The 17,210-nt window shown below is 64.0% G+C and carries 13 protein-coding genes; 2 read left to right on the top strand and 11 right to left on the bottom strand.

The window, feature by feature from the left end; genetic code table 11:
* The first annotated feature begins 182 nt into the window (after positions 1 to 182).
* A complete protein-coding gene (locus tag CV102_RS03605; protein ID WP_148856506.1) occupies positions 183 to 1,427 on the top strand; it encodes an ABC transporter substrate-binding protein in 1,245 nt (414 codons plus the stop codon).
* Between the two features lie 187 nt (positions 1,428 to 1,614).
* On the opposite strand, the gene CV102_RS03600 is transcribed toward CV102_RS03605, so the two are convergent.
* The 6 genes from CV102_RS03600 to CV102_RS03575 form a co-directional block, all read right to left on the bottom strand.
* A complete protein-coding gene (locus CV102_RS03600) occupies positions 1,615 to 2,319 on the bottom strand; it encodes an ABC transporter ATP-binding protein (RefSeq protein WP_148856505.1) in 705 nt (234 codons plus the stop codon).
* Positions 2,319 to 3,176, bottom strand: a complete 858-nt coding sequence (locus CV102_RS03595; RefSeq protein ID WP_148856504.1) for an ABC transporter ATP-binding protein — start codon at positions 3,174 to 3,176, stop codon at positions 2,319 to 2,321. Before CV102_RS03595 ends, CV102_RS03600 begins: the two co-directional genes overlap by 1 nt.
* Positions 3,169 to 4,587 (bottom strand): branched-chain amino acid ABC transporter permease, encoded by a 1,419-nt coding sequence (locus CV102_RS03590; protein ID WP_148856503.1) that lies wholly within the window; start codon positions 4,585 to 4,587, stop codon positions 3,169 to 3,171. The genes CV102_RS03595 and CV102_RS03590 overlap by 8 nt, the downstream gene beginning before the upstream one ends.
* On the bottom strand, positions 4,584 to 5,729 hold the full coding sequence (locus CV102_RS03585) for a branched-chain amino acid ABC transporter permease (RefSeq protein WP_187432847.1): 1,146 nt from the start codon (positions 5,727 to 5,729) through the stop codon (positions 4,584 to 4,586). Before CV102_RS03585 ends, CV102_RS03590 begins: the two co-directional genes overlap by 4 nt.
* Positions 5,730 to 5,817: 88 nt before the next feature.
* Positions 5,818 to 6,540 carry an SDR family oxidoreductase gene (locus CV102_RS03580; protein WP_148856502.1) on the bottom strand — a complete coding sequence of 241 codons (723 nt, stop codon included), beginning with the start codon at positions 6,538 to 6,540 and terminating at the stop codon, positions 5,818 to 5,820.
* A gap of 78 nt (positions 6,541 to 6,618) precedes the next feature.
* A complete protein-coding gene (locus CV102_RS03575) occupies positions 6,619 to 7,116 on the bottom strand; it encodes a response regulator (protein ID WP_148856501.1) in 498 nt (165 codons plus the stop codon).
* Between the two features lie 250 nt (positions 7,117 to 7,366).
* Between CV102_RS03575 and CV102_RS03570 the strand changes: the two genes are divergently transcribed.
* The gene (locus CV102_RS03570; RefSeq protein ID WP_148856500.1) at positions 7,367 to 8,035 is read left to right on the top strand and encodes a glycerophosphodiester phosphodiesterase; all 669 of its coding nucleotides are present in this window, start codon (positions 7,367 to 7,369) and stop codon (positions 8,033 to 8,035) included.
* Between the two features lie 18 nt (positions 8,036 to 8,053).
* Here CV102_RS03570 and CV102_RS03565 read toward each other — a convergent pair whose 3' ends face one another.
* The 5 genes from CV102_RS03565 to CV102_RS03545 form a co-directional block, all read right to left on the bottom strand.
* Positions 8,054 to 9,070 (bottom strand): HEAT repeat domain-containing protein, encoded by a 1,017-nt coding sequence (locus CV102_RS03565; protein ID WP_148856499.1) that lies wholly within the window; start codon positions 9,068 to 9,070, stop codon positions 8,054 to 8,056.
* Positions 9,071 to 9,146: 76 nt separating this feature from the next.
* The gene (locus CV102_RS03560; RefSeq protein WP_148856498.1) at positions 9,147 to 11,174 is read right to left on the bottom strand and encodes a SpoVR family protein; all 2,028 of its coding nucleotides are present in this window, start codon (positions 11,172 to 11,174) and stop codon (positions 9,147 to 9,149) included.
* A complete protein-coding gene (locus CV102_RS03555) occupies positions 11,167 to 12,495 on the bottom strand; it encodes a YeaH/YhbH family protein (RefSeq protein ID WP_148856497.1) in 1,329 nt (442 codons plus the stop codon). The genes CV102_RS03560 and CV102_RS03555 overlap by 8 nt, the downstream gene beginning before the upstream one ends.
* Positions 12,486 to 14,771: a PrkA family serine protein kinase gene (locus CV102_RS03550; RefSeq protein WP_148856496.1), complete on the bottom strand. Its 2,286-nt coding sequence runs from the start codon at positions 14,769 to 14,771 to the stop codon at positions 12,486 to 12,488. Before CV102_RS03550 ends, CV102_RS03555 begins: the two co-directional genes overlap by 10 nt.
* Position 14,772: 1 nt before the next feature.
* Positions 14,773 to 16,845, bottom strand: a complete 2,073-nt coding sequence (locus CV102_RS03545; RefSeq protein WP_148856495.1) for a PrkA family serine protein kinase — start codon at positions 16,843 to 16,845, stop codon at positions 14,773 to 14,775.
* Positions 16,846 to 17,210 lie beyond the last annotated feature (365 nt).

The raw sequence follows: 17,210 nt of genomic DNA, 5'->3' as shown, positions 1-17,210 counted from the left end.
TAGACGTTCGAATCAGAGTATCGATGGATTCGAATTCGATCGCGAGCAACGGTTGTTAGCGATGGGTTGCGACCAGCGACGCTTTTAGGCCGGCGAATAGCTGGTTTCACACTTTCTTTCTCGCCGAAATATGTGTTATAGTTCACAGAAACTCTTTATATTGTTAGGTGGCATCGTGTACCATGGTTGGGGAACTCAACCGACGACGGGTACTGGGTGGAATTGGTACGGCTGGTGCACTCTCTATCGCCGGCTGTCTGGACGCTATCGGTGAGGGGAACGGCAATGGCAACGGCGACGCCGACGCGATGGTCGGCGTCCTCCAGCCGGAGTCCGGAGACCTCGGCGACCTCGGGACGCCGATCGCCGACGGGGCAGAACTGCCGGCGATCCAGCTCGAAAACGAGGGCGTCGACTTCGAAATCGACATTCGGCGGGAGGACACCGAAACCACCCCGGACGTCGGCGTCACCGGCGCAGAGGCGCTCGTGGACGCCGGCTATCCGGCAGTCACCGGGGCGGCGGCCTCGGACGTGACGATCACCTGCGCGGAGGACGTCTGGTTCCCGAACGAGGTCGTCGCCATCTCGCCGGCGAGTACCTCCCCCGACATCACCGACATGCCGGGTGACTACCTGCTGCGCACCGCGCCGAGCGACGAGTGGCAGGGGGATGCTATGGCCGAGATCGCCGTCGAACAGGAAGGTGCCGAGACGGTCGCCACGATGTTCCTGAACAACGACTACGGTCAGGGTCTGAACGACGTCTTCGTTGCCGGCTGCGAGGACCGCGGTGCCGAGGTCGTCGAGGAGGTTCCGTTCGAACCCGAACAGCCCTCCTACAGCTCCGAACTCGAGAGCACGGTCGGGGAAGAGCCCGACCTGCTGATGGTCGTCGGCTATCCGGAGAGCGGACAGGTCATCTTCCGGGACTTCTACGACGGCTTCGACGACGGCACGCCGATCCTCGTGCCGGACGGCCTCATCGATCCGGCGCTTCCCGGACAGGTGGACAACCCGATGGAGAACGTGATCGGAACTGCACCCGGTGCCGGCGGTGAGGGTGCCGACTTCTTCAACGACCTGTACGAGGACGAGTTCGGCAGTTCGCCGGGCGTCTTCAACGCACAGGCGTACGACGCGACGGCCGTGCTCATCCTTGCGACCCTCGCCGGCGGCGAGGTCGACGGACCCACGATCTCCGAACACGTCCGCGAGGTCGCAAACCCCGACGGCGAAGAGATCGGGCCCGAGAACCTGGACGAGGGCCTCGAGATGGCCGCTAACGGCGACGAGATCCAGTATCGAGGCGCGTCCGGGCCCGTCGAGTTCGACGACGGCGGCGACCAGGTGGCCGTCACCTACGACATCGGTCGCTACCACGAGGATGGCTACGACATCGACGAGACGATCGAGTACGAGGCCTGAATCGACCGACAACCGCTTTCTTTTGGCGCACGTCGACAGCCCGAGCTACGGCTACGTCGATCGCTCCGGCAGTGTTGTCACTCAACGACGCGCCCTCGTCTGCTGTACCGACCGCTCGAGCGATCCATGAACGTATTCGGAAGAAGCCGAACCCGATCGCACGAAAGACGATTTCCCGGCCGAGGGTTCAGCCGCCCAGGAAGTCCTGTCGCACCTGCTCGTTCTGGAGCAACGCGTCGCCGCTGTCGACGTAGCGGTTCTGCCCCTGGACCAGCACGTAGCCCCGATCGCATCGCCGGAGCGCTTCTTTCGCGTTCTGTTCGACCAGCAGGACGCTGGTGCCGTCCTCGTTGATTCGATCGATTCGGTCGAACATCTCGTCGACGAGGTCGGGAGCGAGTCCGGCGCTCGGCTCGTCGAGCAGGAGGAGGTCAGGGTCGAGCATCAGCGCCCGTCCCATCGCCAGCATCTGGCGTTGCCCGCCGCTCAGGTCGCCGGCGGTCTGACCGCGCCGCTCCTCGAGAATCGGGAACCGGTCGAAGATCCGCTCGAGGCGGTCCTGCGGGACCTCGTCCAGGATGTACGCCCCCATCTCGAGGTTTTCGATCACCGACAGTGACGGGAAGATGTTGTCGTTCTGCGGGACGTAGCCGATGCCCGTCGTGATGATGTCCTCCGGGCGGTAGCCGCTGACCTCTTCGTCCGAGAACGTGATCGAGCCGCCCATGTGGTTGGTGAGGCCGAAGACCGATTTCATCACCGTCGACTTGCCGGCTCCGTTCGGACCGACGATGGTGACGTACTCGCCGGCGTCGACCGTGAGGTCGACGTCCTCGATGATCTGGAGGTCGCCGTAGCCGGCGTCCAGCCCGGCTACCTCGAGCAGCGCCATCAGACCTCACCCCCAAGGTACGCCTCGATCACCTGTTCGTTCGCCTTGATCTCCGCCGGCGTTCCCCTATCGAGGACAGCTCCCTGGTGCATGACGATAACGCGTTCGCAGTTGTTCATGATGACGTCCATGTCGTGTTCGACGATGAGGAAGGTGTATCCCTGCTCGCGCAACTCGTGGATGTGATCCAGCAGCTTTCGCTCGAGCGTCGGATTGACGCCCGCCATCGGTTCGTCGAGCATCAGCATCTCCGGCTCCGTCTGCAGTGCCCTGGCGAGTTCGAGCAGCTTTCGCTGGCCGCCCGAGAGGTTCTCCGCGTACTCCTCGGCCAGGTGGTCGATCTCGAAGAACTCGAGAGTCTCCCAGGCTCGCTCGCGCAGCTCTTCTTCCTGTTCGATCACCTCGTCGCGGAAGTACGGGAGCACCGACCGCCACAGCGACTCGCCGATCTGGTTCTTCGGCGCGAGCATCATGTTCTCGAGGACGGTCATCTCGGGGAGTTCTCGGGCGATCTGGAACGTTCGCACGAGCCCGCGGTTGGCGACCTGGTGCGGTTCGTCGCCGGTGATATCCTCGTCGTCGAAGACCACCCGCCCCCCGCTCGGCTGGTGGACGCCGGTGATGCAGTTAAACGTCGTCGACTTGCCCGCGCCGTTCGGTCCGATCAGCCCGGTGATCGACCCCTGTTCGACCGCAAAACTCGCGCCGTCGACTGCGACGATCCCGCCGAAGCGCTTCTCCAGGTCCTCGACTTCCAGGATCGGGTTCTCGACCGCGCGACTCGCCGTTTCGTCCGCGTCGCTCTCGGCGCGTTCCACCGCGTCCGCGTCGGCAACCTCGGGTTCGACGTCACTCATCGCGATCACCTCCATCTTTCGCAGCCGTCTCGTCCGCTCCGTTCGCCGGACTCGAGGCATCGGTTCTTCCGCCAGCCGGCCGGCCGCCGTCCGCGACCGTCCCCTGCCGGCTCAGATCGACCCCGGCCGAGATCTCCTTGCGGTGGCCGAGCAGGCCGTCTGGACGCTTGATCATCAACACGATGAGTACGACGCCCAGGATGATGTATCTCACCTCGTCGGCCTGCTGGTACAGCACGTAGCCGATGAGCGCCGTCGGATCGCCGGCACCGAACTCCGCGAACGCGCCGTAGGCGGTTCGCGGGAAGTCGGCGCCGAGGTTCGCACGAACCATCGTCCGGACGAACCGCGGTCCCTCGAAGATGAACGCGGCGAACGCGAAGCCGCCGATGACGCTGCCGGTGTTCGAGCCCGCGCCGCCGACGATCAGCGCGACGAAGACGTAGAACGTGATCAGCGGCATGAAGTGGTCCGGGCTGATGTGAGTGCGACTCCCCATCCACAGCGTTCCCACGAGCCCCATCAGTGCACAGCCCACTGCGAACGCCGCGATTTTGGCACGATCGGTTCGCTTGCCGAGCGACTTCGCTGCCAGTTCGTCCTCTCGAATGGCCTTCAGAACGCGTCCGAAGGGGGAGTATGCGATTCGCGTCAGCAACACGTAGAACGCGACCACGAACAGAATCAGGATGAACGTGTACATGCCTCGCATCGTCACCGATGACGCGATACCGACGGCCTCGCCGGCCGCCAGGATGACGCCGCCGACGTCGCCAACGATCGGCTGGTCGAAGAGCCAGGGAACGACGCTGTCGACTGGCGTCGCCCTGATCCCCTGTCCGCCGCCGGTCCCGTAACCGGTGTCGCCGATTTGCCGGAGGCTTCGGGACTGCACCGACAGGCGGACGATCTCCGAGAACCCGAGCGTGACGATGGCGAAGTAGTCGGCGCGCACCCGCAGCGTCGGGATCACCAGGACGAGGCCGGCGATACCGGCGGCAATTGTTCCTAGCAGAATCCCGATCGGGATCGGCAGTCCGAAGCCGGCGGGGGTGCCGTCCGGCGAGGCGATCGCGATCGACATCGTGTAGGCGCCGATCGCCATGAAGCCGGCGATGCCGATGTTGAACATGCCGGTGTATCCCCAGTGGAGGTTGAGCGCCAGCGCGCCGAGGGCGAACAGCGCGGCCCAGAACGTGATCGACTGGATCGTTCCGACCGTCGCGTTGACTCCCGCGCCGGACAGCACGCCCACCACGAAAAAGAGGGCGTACGTCGCGAGTACGACCTTCGCGATGAGGAAGAGGTCGGATCCCCACTTCGGTCGGATCATCGCCGACTCCTCGTCGTCTTCTCCGGGTACGTCCGCCGTGTCCGTCCCAGGATCGCCTTCGGGATCAGCTCCACTCATGCCGTTTCAACACCTCCGAGCAGCCCGTCCGGTTTAACGATCAGTATCAGGATCATTAGCGTGAACGCCGCAATTTCGTTCAGGTCGGCCGGGATCCACACGAGCGAGACGTTGATCGTGAGGCCGATCACGAGCGAGCCGACCAGCGCTCCGTAGATGGAGCCGATACCGCCGAGGATCACCGCGGCGAAAATCAACAGCAGCAGGAACCAGCCGATGTTGATCGAGAACTGGCCGCGGTCGAGGACGATGAGGTAGCCCGCGACGCCCGCGAGTCCCGCACCGATCGTCCAGGTCGCGAAGATCACTCGCTCGGTCGGAATCCCGGTGATCAACGCGAGATCCTTGTTGTCGGCCATCGCCCGCATCGCCTTCCCCAGTTTCGTGTACTGAAGCAGGAGGTGGAGCCCGACGATCAACCCGACCGCCGTGACGACCAGCGTCAGTTCGTGCAGGTTGATCCGCTCGACTGGGAACCACGCGGGAACGTCCGTGATGATCGGCGCGCTCGCGGTCGCCGAGTGGGACTCGACGGTCCAGAACACCCCGATAATGTATCGAAGTGCGAGCGCAACGCCGACGCTCGCGATTAGCAGTGCGATCCCGCCCGCGTCGCGCATTCGTCTGTACACGAGTCGGTCGATAGCTAACGCCACCGCGATGGTCATCAGCGCGGCCATCACGAGTCCGACCAGGATCGCGACGGGCGAAGCCAGTACGTCCATGCCGAGTCCACCACCCGTCGGCCCCGCGGCCGTCGGACTGAACAGGACGAGTTCACCGACGCTGTAGGCGCCCCAGCCGCCGATCAGCCACGCGACGGCCCAGCCCGAGAACGCGCCGGTCGTAACCAGGTCGCCATGCGAGAAATTGGCGAACCGGAGAATGCTGTACGTCATCGAGAGTCCAATCGCGGCCAGCGCGATGTACAGCGAGTCGACAAGCCCGTTCCAGGTGTACCGCCACAGTCGTCCCACTGCCATCTCGCCCATCACGAGACGACGGACGAGATCGAGCAGGAGGACGACGATCCCGAGAACGATGAGCAGTGCGAAAATTTCCTGGCTGGACGGTGACGATAGTCGTTCCCTCGTATCGTCGACGACGTCCGAAATCTTTCCCCCAGTGTTACCAACACCCATGATACGTTGAGAGATTACGCCCCTAGTTAAAATAGTTCACGCTAGCACTCACCAATGGATATTCGAAGACCGATCACGTGTGTCGGCGCTACGCTTCGCCGTACACCGGGACGGCCGCGCCGCTGGTCACCGTCGCCCCGTCGCTACAGAGAAACGCCAGCACGTCGGCGATGTCGGCCGGATCGACCCACGAGTCGTGATCGGCGTCGGGCATCATCTCCCGGTTCATCGGCGTATCGATCACGCTGGGCATCACGCAGTTCGCCCGGACGACGCCCTCGTTTTCCTCCGCCAGCGTCTCGGTCAGCAGCCGAATGCCGGCCTTCGTGATCCGGTAGGGGCCGTCACCCTCACCCCCCTCGAGCGACGAGCGAGCGCTGATGCTGACGATCGATCCGTTCGACTCCTGAAGGTGTGCCAGCGCGTGCTTCGAGGCCAGGAACGCCGTCTTCAGGTTGACGTCGACCAGCAGGTCGAACTCCTCGAGGTCGGTCTCCTCGATCGGATCGCCGCCGCGCCAGGTGCCGGCGACGTTACAGAGGTGGTCGATCCGCCCGTGGTCGTCGATCACCTCGTCGACGAGCCGCGCGACGTCGTCCTCGTCGGTCAGATCCGCTTCGTAAAACTGCGTTCCGTCGTCGGGCTCGAGCAAACTGTCCTCGTCGTCGGGTTCGACCACGTCGACGGCACAGACGGTCGCACCGGCCTCGCGAAAACGATCGACGGCCGCGCTTCCCAGCGCACCGCTCGCACCGGTGATCACGGCGACGGTTCCGTCGAAGTCGACGTCGAAGGCTGTCTTCGGTGACATACCACCCTCTCCAACGGCAGGACAGATCAATCGTCGGGGCGCTGGGAGTCCCCAACGAACGCGACAGCGAGGAGATGACTACGAGTGAATCGGGGGGAGCGACGCACGCTCGAACCAGAAGCGCTCGATCGCGTTCGCGATGGTCTCGAACGCGGCGGGGTCGGACGGCTTCGTGAGATAGGCGTTTGCGGCGCGGTCGTAACTCTCGTTGACGTCGTCGATGGCGTTCGAGTCCGTCAGAACGAGCACCGGCAGATGGACCAGTTCGCCGTCCCCTCGAATCGACTCGAGAACCTCGAGCCCGCCCATCCCGGGAAGCTCCAGGTTGAGAAGAACGAGATCTGGAACCGGGGTTGCCTCGTCACGCTGCTCGAGAAACTCCAGCGCTTCCTCGCCGTCCGTCGCCACGTCGACCGCCGTCTCCGTCGAAACGTCTCCGAAGGCCTCGCAGACGAGTTGCGCGTCGTCGGGGTCACTCTCGACGAGTAACACACGGACGCGGTCCTCGGTCGCGGAGGTGTATCGGTGCTCCCCCAGAGCCGAGGATCCCGAGGGCGAAACGTATTGTCCCTTCATTCAGCACTAGTTCTATGACTGTTTATTAATCGTGACTATATAAGTCTGTTTGCCGACAGACGGAGATCGGTAATCACGTCTAGCTAACGAGTAGTCGTTCATTAGGGACTCTTCCGGTAGTTTATTCCAACTATGCAGACCGTCGAATTGTCTCGGAAAACCATCATATTTGGAGTGTCATCCGCGTCGAAACTGTGACGCGAGCACCAGACCACAGGCTAAAGCCGCCCCCCATCCTCTCTTCGTTCGAATGCGTCTGATTGCTCATCGCGGCTTCGCCGCGACGGCTCCAGAGAACACGATCGCCGCCGTCCAGTCCGCAGCAACGCGCGCCGACGCCGTCGAGTTCGACGTAAGACGGTGCGGATCGGGCGAGCTCGTCGTGATCCACGACGAGACGGTCGACCGGGTCACCGGGAGCGTCGGCACGGTCGCCGACACCGCACTCGAGGAGCTGCAGACGCTTGCGGTGCTCGAGTCGGGAGAGCGAATCCCGACGCTCGAGGAGATGCTCGAGGCACTCCCGACCCACGTCGAGGTCAACCTCGAGATGAAAGAGCTCGGTATCGCCGGGGACGTCCTCGAGGCCGTCGCAGGCGTCGAGAATCGGGTCGTCGTCACCTCCTTTTTACTCCCCGAACTGCGATCGATCCGGGAACTCGACCGGGACCAGCCCACGGGACTGCTCGTCAGCCGCCGCCTCGACGCCCCGGTCACCACCGCCGTCGAACTCGACTGCGACGTCATCGGTGCGAACTACTGGCGCTGTCTGACGACGCAACTCGTTCCCCGAGCGAAGGCGGTCGACCTCGAGATACACGCGTGGGCGATCGAGCGGTGGACGACCGCCCGAATTCTCGGCCTCCGCGGCGTCGACTGTATCTCCGCGGATCGGCCGATTCAGCTCGTCGGTCGCTGAAACGATACCCGTCCGTGGCTACGAAAGTTGATCGCACGCCCACGCCGCCCGCTCGCGCACGCTCGGCTCCGGATCCTCGGTTGCGAGCCGTGAGAGTCGCTCGCGGGCTTCGGTAACGTTCCCGTAGCCGAGTGCGACGCAGGCGTTCGCGCGGACGGACGGGAACTCGTCTTCGAGCAATTCGAGCAACTGCGTCCGTACGGGATCGACGACGTCCGGTCGTCCGGCGGCGACGCGGCCGATCGTGACCGCCGTGTTGGCCCGCGTTTTCGGATCGTCGTTCTCGAGGGCCGCCGCAATCTGCGGACAGGCCTCCTCGACCGCGGACGGCGTCTGGTGGGCGACGTCGGCCAGACAGCCGATCGCGTTCCGACGCAGCGAGTCGTCGTCGTGATCGACGAGTTCGATCGCGTGCTCGACGAACGCGAGCGACGAAAGCGAGCGTTCCGAGCGGGCGATACGACCCAGTACGGTGAGCGTCGGAGTCCCGTTCGCCTCGGGGTTCGCCGCCAGCGCGTCCGAAAGCAGCGGGACTGCCGGCTCGAGCGCGTCCGGCTCTGTCCGCGAGACGTGCATCAGCGTCCGGAGTCCCCAGCGGTCGTACCCTCGGCGGACCGACAGCACGTCGACGATCGTCGGGACGTGATCGGCGACGGCCTCCGGCCGGTCGTCGGCGACCGCGGCGAGACAGCGAAGCAGGTGTCGCGTCGCTGGTGCTCGTTCGTGCTTGGCAGCGAACCAGATGAGTTCGCCGACCGACGGAGCGACGTCTGCCGGCGCCTCCCGGGCCAGTTCGGCGAGGCAGTACGCGACGTCCTCCCGGACCTCGAGTTCCGGCCTGGTCAACAACGCCCGGAGTTTCGGAACCGTCGGCACGTACGCACCGGGTCGGTCGTCGATCTTCTCACGGACGGTCTGTACGGCAGCCCGTCTGGTTTCCGGTTCCTGCGCGTCGAGCCGTGCGAGTACCGACGGCAACTCTGCCGTGCCGGGTCGACGGCTCTGCTCGACGGCCTCGCCCCCATCCCCATCCATCTCGTGTGAGCCATGTGTGAAAGTCAGTAAAAGTGTTGCGACCGTTTTTTCCATCCCAGTTCGCACAACTGACGGCTCACGCGAGCCATTCGTCGGGTTTCGTGTCGTAATCGATGTCGTCGGCCTCGAGGTGCTCGACCTCCTCCCAGGGGACGTCTTCGATCGTCACTTCGGTGCCGTCGTACCGAATGAGTTTCCCGCGCTCTTCGGGTTCGGGTTCGCGGTTGCGCCGCTTTGCGACCTCGACGTCGTGCTCGTCGACCTCTTTGACGATCGTCAGCAGGTTCACGGGGCGGCCCCAGAGTTCGAAGATCCGCTTCAGCGTCTCCCGGGCCTGCCCGAGATCGAGCATCACACCGTTGTACTGGTGGCCGAGCAGCAGTTCGTTCGCGTTGTTGTAGTTGCCGTCGTAGACGGCGATCGTCGGCTTCCCGAAGTTGGTGAACTGCAAGAGCAGTTTCTTCGTGACGTCCTCCGCGGCGTCGCTGGCGACGTGGAACTGGCCCGTCGCCTGCGAGTGCTCGTAGGTGAAGTAGTTGTTCTCCGTGATGAACTCCTGGGTGAGGAACTCGTCCAGGAACGTGACGTCGTTGTGGCTCTCGCGCACGTCGAAGAGCCGATCCCAGCCGGTGCTGAAGTCGACGTCTTCGAGCGCTTCGTCGACCGACTCGTACCGGGCGTCGTCGAAGAGATAGCGGCCGATCCGCTCGAGTTCGTTCTGGTTGACCCGGCTCAGGAACCCGCGGTTCTGGCGCTTGACCAGCGAGTAATGCCGGCGGGCGAGTCCCTCATAGGTGAGCAGCTTCCAGGGGTACTTTTCGACGCTAATTTCGCCCTCCCGAGCGCGCTCGAGCGCTTCGTCGTCGATCCACTCGTCGGGAAGCGCCGCGAGATCGTCGAGGCTCTCGGCATCGATGCTGGCGAGCGCTTCCGGCGGCTCCAGGACCTCGAGGACCTCGTCGAAGTCGACGACGTCCGTCAGGTTACGCCAGGAGATCCCCTCGACGCGCAGCAGCCGCTCGAGCACTTCCCGCCGGTTGGTCGTGTTCTCGACGTACTCCCACAGCTCCATTCCGAGGCTGTAGGGGTTGAGTCCGCCCGATGCGAGCACCTTCGCCATATGGTCGGCGTAGTTGAGGAACTCGTCGTCGCCGGCGAACACCTCGTCGGTCATCATCGTCGACTCCCAGTAGGCGGCCCACCCCTCGTTCATCACCTTCGTCATCTTCTGGGCGGCGAAGTAGTACGCTTCCGCCCGCATCATGTCGAGGACGTCCCGCTGCCAGGGCTCCATCTCGACGCCGCGTCCGGCCTCCTCGTCGTACTGCTTGCCGTGTTCGCGGACGAACGCCAGCACGTCCTTCTGGGGCGTTTCCGGGAAGTTCGTGGGGCCATCCTCGCCCTCGAGCTTTTCGATCCACTCCTCGTCGAACACCTCTCCCTTGATCTCGTCGGAGAGCTCCAGTTCGTCGAGTTTCGCGGCCAGATCCTCGTCGATCTCCTCGACGGGGCCGTCGATATCCTGTCGTCGGCTGAACACCTGGTGCTGGTCGATGTTGTCCTCGAGCGAGAGACAGTGGTCGATCCACTTCTCGACCTCGGCGCGGTCGATGTCGGGATCGGACATGTACTCGTCGATCGCCCGGGCGTGGCGCTCTAACATGGCCGCGGCGTTGACCTGCCCCTCGTCGGACTGGCCCCGGGTGAAGAGCCCGAACCACTCGTTGTTCGCGAAGAAATCGGAGTGGGCCTCGACGTGCGTGATGACGGCCTTCTGGTCGGCCAGCGTGTTCGACTCCTGGAGGAACGCGTGGGCCGGGTTGTCGTTGTTGACGATCTCGAAGGCCTTGCCGCCGCCGTACTGGCCCTGTTTTTGCTGGCGGTCGTACTGCATCCCCCACCGCCAGTGGGGGTACCGCGACTGGAACCCGCCGTAGGCGATGAGTTCGTTCATCTCGTCGTAGTCGACGATCCAGTAGTTGACCGGGTACGGCTCGAGGCCGAGCTTCTCGGCCAAGTTGCGCGCCTCATGGACCGGTTCCTCGAGGTCGGTCGCAATCGCCTGTTTGCGGAATCTGTCGGCGTTTGAGTTGGATTTACTCATCGGTCTCACCTTCCGTGCTGAGGATCTCGTAGATCGCGTCGGTCACGTCGTCCTTGCTGTTGACGTAGGCCACCGCCACGTCGTCGGCGTCGGTGCCGAAGTGGCGCTCGAGTTCCTCGGCGTGGGTGGCGTTGATCGCGTTGCCGCTCGGCTGGGTCTCCACGTAAGCGTGGAGGTTCGCCGGGATCTCTTCCATCATCGGAATCACCCGCTCGCCCGTGTCGTTGCTCGAGTTCTCGGAGTCGCCCGCCGCGAAGACGTAGCGGTTCCAGTCGCTCCAGGGGTACTCCTCGAGCAACTCGGCGGCGAGTTCGTACGCGCTCGAGATCTTCGTTCCGCCGCCGGATCGGATGCCGAAGAACTCGTCGCGCTCGACCTCCCAGGCGTCGGCGTCGTGGGCGATGTAGACGAACTCGGCGTTGTCGTACTTGCCGGTGAGATACCAGTCGAGCGGCGTGAAGGTGCGCTCGACGAGTTCCCGCTTCTTCTCGCGCATCGAGCCGGAGACGTCGCGGATGTTGACCACGACGACGTTCTTCTCTTTCTCCTCGATGATCTCCGGGTAGCGGTAACGCTCGTCCTCGCGACGGAAGGGGACGTGTTTGATCCCCTCGCGACGGATCTTCTGCTGGACGCTCTCGCGTTCGACGTTCGCCTCGACTTCCTCGACCGAGGCCCACGTGTTCCGTTCCTCGGGCGGGATGTCGTCGTAGGCGTCCTCGACCCAGGCCATCGACACGGGCAGGTTCTCGCTACGGGCCCACTCGAACACGTCGCGGGGGCCGAAGCCGTCGACCTTGCAGACTTCTCGTAGAAACTCCTCGTCGAAGTCCATCGCGAGCTTGCGCTTCAGCCCCTCTTTGAACATCCGCTCGAAGTCGAGCGTACTGTCGGGCCCGGTTCGGGTGAGGTCGGTAAAGGGGCCTTCCTTCTCCTCGACGACCTTCTTGCCCTTCGGGTCGAGGTCGAGTCCGAGTTCCTCGTCGAGTTCCTGTGCGAACTCCTCGGGGTCCATCTCGTAGTACTCGTGGTCGCCGCCCTCCTCGCCGGGTTCGTCGCCGTCGCCGTCGTCGTCACCCGGCTGGGGCTGTGGCTGGCCGACCGGCTGGCCGACGTCGGGGGTGCCGCCGTCGCCCTGGCCGACGCCGCCCTGGTCGCGCTGGTCGTACTCGAACTCCGGCAGCGAGACGATCTTGACCGGAATCTCGATCTGGTCGGATCGGCCGCCACCGAGATCGCCGTACTTGATGAAGTCGGCGAGATCTTCGCGGCGGTTCTCGCCGACTTCGCGGAATCGTTCGAGGTCGTCTTTCAGTCCCATCTGTAGCACACCTGTCCCATAACGTGTCTGCTGGTCAGTTCGGCCGACGCCTCGGAGTAGTCGAAGCGCTCGACCATCGTCTCGATCGTCTGTGCTTTGACCGTCTCGGTCTCCGTCCCGCTCGGCGGGTCGTCCCACTGGCGCGGGTCGAAGTCCTCGAAGGTCCGCTCGACGTCGTCCCAGTCGTGGCTCTCGAGGACGGACTTGATCACCGGAATCGCCGCTAGATCGACGTCTTCGACCGAGAAGTCTTCGTTGCGGTGCTCCCACGCGTGGCGGTTCAGCGACGTGATCACCTTCTCGCGACGGAAGTTTCGCACGCTCTCGCGGGGCATGTTCCCTTCGTACTCGGCCTCGGAGAACCGGCCCAGGTGTTCGATCTCGAACAGCTTCATCTTCAGCGGATCCGGCTCGACGCGTTCGCCGCGGTCGTTGTGCAGCGGTTCGTCGGTCTCCCACGCGTAGACGTGTTCGACGTACTCGGCGACGGTCTCCTCGTCGACGCGTTTCTCGTGCATGATCGCCTCGATGACGTCGCTTTCCTGCTGGTCGAAGACGTAGTTCTTCACCGGAACGACCCGGTTCTCGAACTCCGAGCGCTCGCCCGTCGAGAACACCGGCGCCTCGGATAACCCCTCGGCCATCGTGTTCAGCACGTCGCGGGGCATCACGACGTCCTCGACCGGGAGCTCCGAGTGGTGGCGGTCTCGGTCGGTCTGGAGCAGTTCCGCGAGGGTGTCCCGCGTGTAGGTGACGGGGATCCCGTGATCGCCGTCCTCTCCGTCGCCGTCGAAGTCGAACTCCTCTTTATCCCGGCGCGTGTCGCCTTCCTGGAGGTAGCCCTGGTCGAAGATCAGCGCCTTGTCGACGAGGTCCAGCCCGTTCGGGAGGTCCTCCTCGTCCAGTCGGCTGACGACCGCGTACAGCGCCGCCGCCTCGATCGCGTGCGGGGCGAACTCACGGGGTCGCGTCTCGCCGTTGCGGTCTTTGACTCTCACCGTCACCGGCTCGCGAATGCGGTCGGCGAGGTCGCCGTAGCGGTCCGCCTCCCAGACCTCCGTCTCGTTGGTCAGCTCTCGGCGAATGAGTTCCGTCTCGAGGCTCAGGTTCGTCAGGTAGCCGAACTCGTGTCTGTCGAGTCGCCGCTTGAGCGCTTTCAGCGGATCCATCCCGTTGCGGTCGGAGTGCTGGTTGAGCTGGGCCTCGAGGTCGGGGTTCGAGATGATCAGCATCTGCGTGTCGACGTCCATCCCGATCCCCTGGTCGAGCTTCACCGACTGCTCGTCGGGAACGTTCAGCAGCTTCTGTAGCAGGTCGGCGTGCTGGGCTGCGTCCTCGACGACCGTGATGACGCCGTTGCCCTGCGAGAGCACGCCGTCGTAGCTGAACGCCTGCGGGTTCTTCCGCCCGCGCGAATCCAGCTCCTGGAGCATCCCGTGCATCCAGGAGCCGACGAGTCGCTCCTTGGGACGGCCGTCGTCCTCGCTGTGGAGGACGCCGACGCCCTGGCCGATGTCGACGACGTAGTTCTTCACGCGCAGGTGACGGTCGTCGGCGATCGCCGAGAACAGGGCCTCCTTTCCCTCCCGGCGGTAGTGCTCCTCGAGATAGTCGTACGCCTCCCGGGAGAACGGATCGAGCTCCGCGTCGACCCGAACGGGGACGTGATCCTCGAGCTGGCCGTTCAGCTCCTCGAGGATGTCCTCGCGGATCGCGTCGGGGAAGACCGAGAGCGGGTGGGCCTGGACGGGGCTCTCGTACCAGTTCGTGTCGTCGACGGCCGTCGGATCGCCGCCGTAGCTCAGCCCGCGCTCTTCGACATCCGCGGTAGTGACGTTCCACTCGACGGTGTAGCGTCGCCCCTCGGGCGTCTTCGAGTACTCGCGCAGCCCGTTGACCAGACAGCGCTTGAGTTCGGACTTGCCGGTCGCCGTCGGCCCCTCGAACCAGATGATCTTCTCGTCTTTCGCTCGACCCGCGGCGATCGACCGGAGATCGTCGACGAACTGGTTCAGCACCTCGGTATTGCCGAGGATCGCGTGTTCGCCGTCGTTGTGCGGATCGTCGAAGAAGCGGTAGCGCTCCTTCTCCTCTCCCTCCTCGACCACGGTCCGAGTACCGGCGGCCTCGATCGCCTCGAGCAGGTACTTCGAGGCGTGGGAGGCGATCGTCGGGTTCTCGAAGACCCGGTCGACGTAGGTGGCGAGGGGCATCGGCTCCTCGTAGGTCTCCTCCAGGGTGCGGTCGGCCTCGGTGACGTAGTCGTGTCCGCTCATGTTAGTCTTCCATCTCGGCCTTGGCGACCTCGGCGCCGGCGAACTCGAGCACTTCCTTGGCCCCTTCCTCGGAGTAGCCCTGTTCGATCAGCGCGTCGATCCACGACGAGCGCTCGTCGTCGTCGAACTCGTTGGCCGACACTAGCGCGGAGAAGTTGATGTTGTGCTTCTTGTCCTCCCAGAGCTTGCGCTCCAGGGCGCGGCGCAGCCGTTCGTTGTCCTGCGGGTTGAACGCCTCGCCCTCGCGGGCGCGCCGGGAGACCCAATTGCTCACCTCCTGGCGGAAGTCTTCCTTGCGATCTTCGGGCACCGCGAGTTTCTCCTCGACGCTACGCAGGAACGTCTCGTCGGGTTCCTGTTCGCGGCCCGTGAGTTCGTCCTCGATCGTGTCGTCGTCGATGTAGGCCATCACGTGGTCCATGTACTTCTCGCCCTGGCGCTGGATCTCGTCGATGTCGTAGGCCAGCGCGTGGCGGACGTCCTCGATGGCGCGCTCGCGGTACTCCTCGCGGACCGTCTCGAGGTAGCGGTAGTAGGTCTCGAAGTTCTCCTCGGGGATGGAGCCGTGGTGCTCCAGGTTCTCCTCGAAGAAGTTGAACACCGTCAGCGGCGAGAGGAACCCGCGGCTGCGGTGTTTGGAGTCCATGATCGCTTCGGCGATCTCGTCGCCGATGAACCGGGGCGAGATGCCGACCATCCCCTCGCCGATCTCGGCTTTCGCCTCGGCCTCCTCGCGGAGCTTCTTGACGTCGATATCGTCGCCCTCGTCGATCTCGCCGTTGTAGGCCTTGGCCTTCGAGAGCAGATCGACGGTTTCGGTGTCGGGCTCCTCGACCCGCGTCAGGACGCCGAACAGTCCCGCCATCTCGAGCGTGTGTGGCTCGACGTTGATGTCAGGGACGTCGGCGTTGTTCAGCATCTTGTCGTAGATGAGCGCCTCGTCTTCGTAGGAGAGGACGTACGGGAAGTCGATCCGCTTGGTGCGGTCGTTGAACGCCTCCATCTTCTCGTCGCCCTTCTTGTCCTTGTACTCGGGCATGTTCGTCCGGCCGACGATCACCTGGTCGATGTCGATCCGCGGGTTGTTCTTCGGCTTGATCGTCTGCTCCTGGGTGGCGTGCAGGAAGTCGTAGAGGAACTCCCGCTGGAGTTTGAGCAGCTCCTCGCCGGAGAACACGCCGCGGTTGGCGTTACAGAACGCCCCCGAGTAGTCGAACGCTCGCGGGTCGGACTCGCCGTAGATGGCGATTTTCGAGTAGTTGACGTCGCCCGTCAGTTCCGTCTCGTCCTGGTTTTTCTTGTCCTTGGGTTCGAACGTCTCGAGACACTGGCGCTTGTTCTCGTCGGCGACCAGTCGGACGATCTCGATATGGTTCTCGAGCACCTGCTGGAGGTCGTCCTCGTAGTAGGCGAGCAGTCTGTCCATGTAGAACTCGCTCTCGGGGTCCAGGGCCTGTTCGTTCTGGATCGTGTACGGCGCATCGAGGTGTTCGTTCAGGTCGTCGATCACCCGCTGGCGCTGCTCGAGGGGCAGGAGGACGAGCGGATCCTGGTTCATCGGTGACCGAACGACATCGTCGGACGGATCCTGGTCCTGGATGACGTCACAGAGGTTGGTCCACCGGAACGTGTACATCCGCCCCTCCTCGCGGAGCGTGTAGTCCTCGAAGTACTTGCGGACCTGCTTGTCGAAGTGTGACTTCCCGGAGCCGACCGGTCCGAGCAGGAGTTTGATCCGCCGTTCCGGACCGAGTCGTCGAGCGCCCGATTTCACCTTGTTGACGAACTCGTGGATCGACTGGTGGATGACCTTCCCGTAGAAGGTGTTCTCGCCGTCGCCGAGCGGGTCTTTGGAGGCGAGTTCGTACTCCACCACCCCTTCGGTTTCGTCGTAGGTGGTGCCGTAGTAGTCGAACATGTCCGCGACCCGTTGGTGGGCGTTGCGGGCGATTTTCGGGTCCTCGTAGCACTCTTCTAGGTACCAGTCGAAGGATTTGGTCTCCCGCAGGTCTGCGGGCATCGATTCCTTGTAATCCGTACTGAGCTTCTCGAGCGTCTCGATGTCACCGTTCATGGTATCATTGCCAGTTACAGTCTCCCCCGTCGTCGGGTAGTATCGGAGTTGACGTCGTTCGACCAGCCGTGGCATCGCGTGGCCGGACCGTCGGAATCCGCCGTACCGTCGCAGCCCGGCACAGACCCCACGCGCTCGGTGCACCCGGCGAGATAGCTCGCGGAGAGCGCGAACCTGTGCGGGCGGCGTCGGTGTGCCATGCCATGTGTGATCTATCACCACTCGACGTCGCGCGAGATCCGGGTCACCGGTCTCGAACGGCGGTGCGCCGGGGACGGGCGCGGAGTGGATCGGTCCGGCGAACGGATACCGATAGTATTTAATGAGTGAGTAATCCAGCTACTTAAAGTTAGCCCCAAAAGGTA

This window comes from Natronococcus pandeyae (assembly GCF_008122205.1).
In the GTDB taxonomy this organism is placed as follows: Archaea; Halobacteriota; Halobacteria; order Halobacteriales; family Natrialbaceae; genus Natronococcus; species Natronococcus pandeyae.
Note: the sequence above shows the minus strand (reverse complement) of the source record. Positions and strands in the feature narration are given on the sequence as shown.

Excerpts from the sequence above, each read along its gene's own strand:
- CV102_RS03545 (WP_148856495.1), bottom strand. The coding sequence starts at position 16,845 with ATGAACGGTGACATCGAGACGCTCGAGAAGCTCAGTACGGATTACAAG.
- CV102_RS03570 (WP_148856500.1), top strand. The coding sequence starts at position 7,367 with ATGCGTCTGATTGCTCATCGCGGCTTCGCCGCGACGGCTCCAGAGAAC.
- CV102_RS03590 (WP_148856503.1), bottom strand. The coding sequence starts at position 4,587 with ATGAGTGGAGCTGATCCCGAAGGCGATCCTGGGACGGACACGGCGGAC.
- CV102_RS03585 (WP_187432847.1), bottom strand. The coding sequence starts at position 5,729 with ATGGGTGTTGGTAACACTGGGGGAAAGATTTCGGACGTCGTCGACGAT.
- CV102_RS03580 (WP_148856502.1), bottom strand. The coding sequence starts at position 6,540 with ATGTCACCGAAGACAGCCTTCGACGTCGACTTCGACGGAACCGTCGCC.
- CV102_RS03565 (WP_148856499.1), bottom strand. The coding sequence starts at position 9,070 with ATGGATGGGGATGGGGGCGAGGCCGTCGAGCAGAGCCGTCGACCCGGC.
- CV102_RS03575 (WP_148856501.1), bottom strand. The coding sequence starts at position 7,116 with ATGAAGGGACAATACGTTTCGCCCTCGGGATCCTCGGCTCTGGGGGAG.
- CV102_RS03555 (WP_148856497.1), bottom strand. The coding sequence starts at position 12,495 with ATGGGACTGAAAGACGACCTCGAACGATTCCGCGAAGTCGGCGAGAAC.
- CV102_RS03560 (WP_148856498.1), bottom strand. The coding sequence starts at position 11,174 with ATGAGTAAATCCAACTCAAACGCCGACAGATTCCGCAAACAGGCGATT.
- CV102_RS03595 (WP_148856504.1), bottom strand. The coding sequence starts at position 3,176 with ATGAGTGACGTCGAACCCGAGGTTGCCGACGCGGACGCGGTGGAACGC.
- CV102_RS03550 (WP_148856496.1), bottom strand. The coding sequence starts at position 14,771 with ATGAGCGGACACGACTACGTCACCGAGGCCGACCGCACCCTGGAGGAG.
- CV102_RS03600 (WP_148856505.1), bottom strand. The coding sequence starts at position 2,319 with ATGGCGCTGCTCGAGGTAGCCGGGCTGGACGCCGGCTACGGCGACCTC.
- CV102_RS03605 (WP_148856506.1), top strand. The coding sequence starts at position 183 with ATGGTTGGGGAACTCAACCGACGACGGGTACTGGGTGGAATTGGTACG.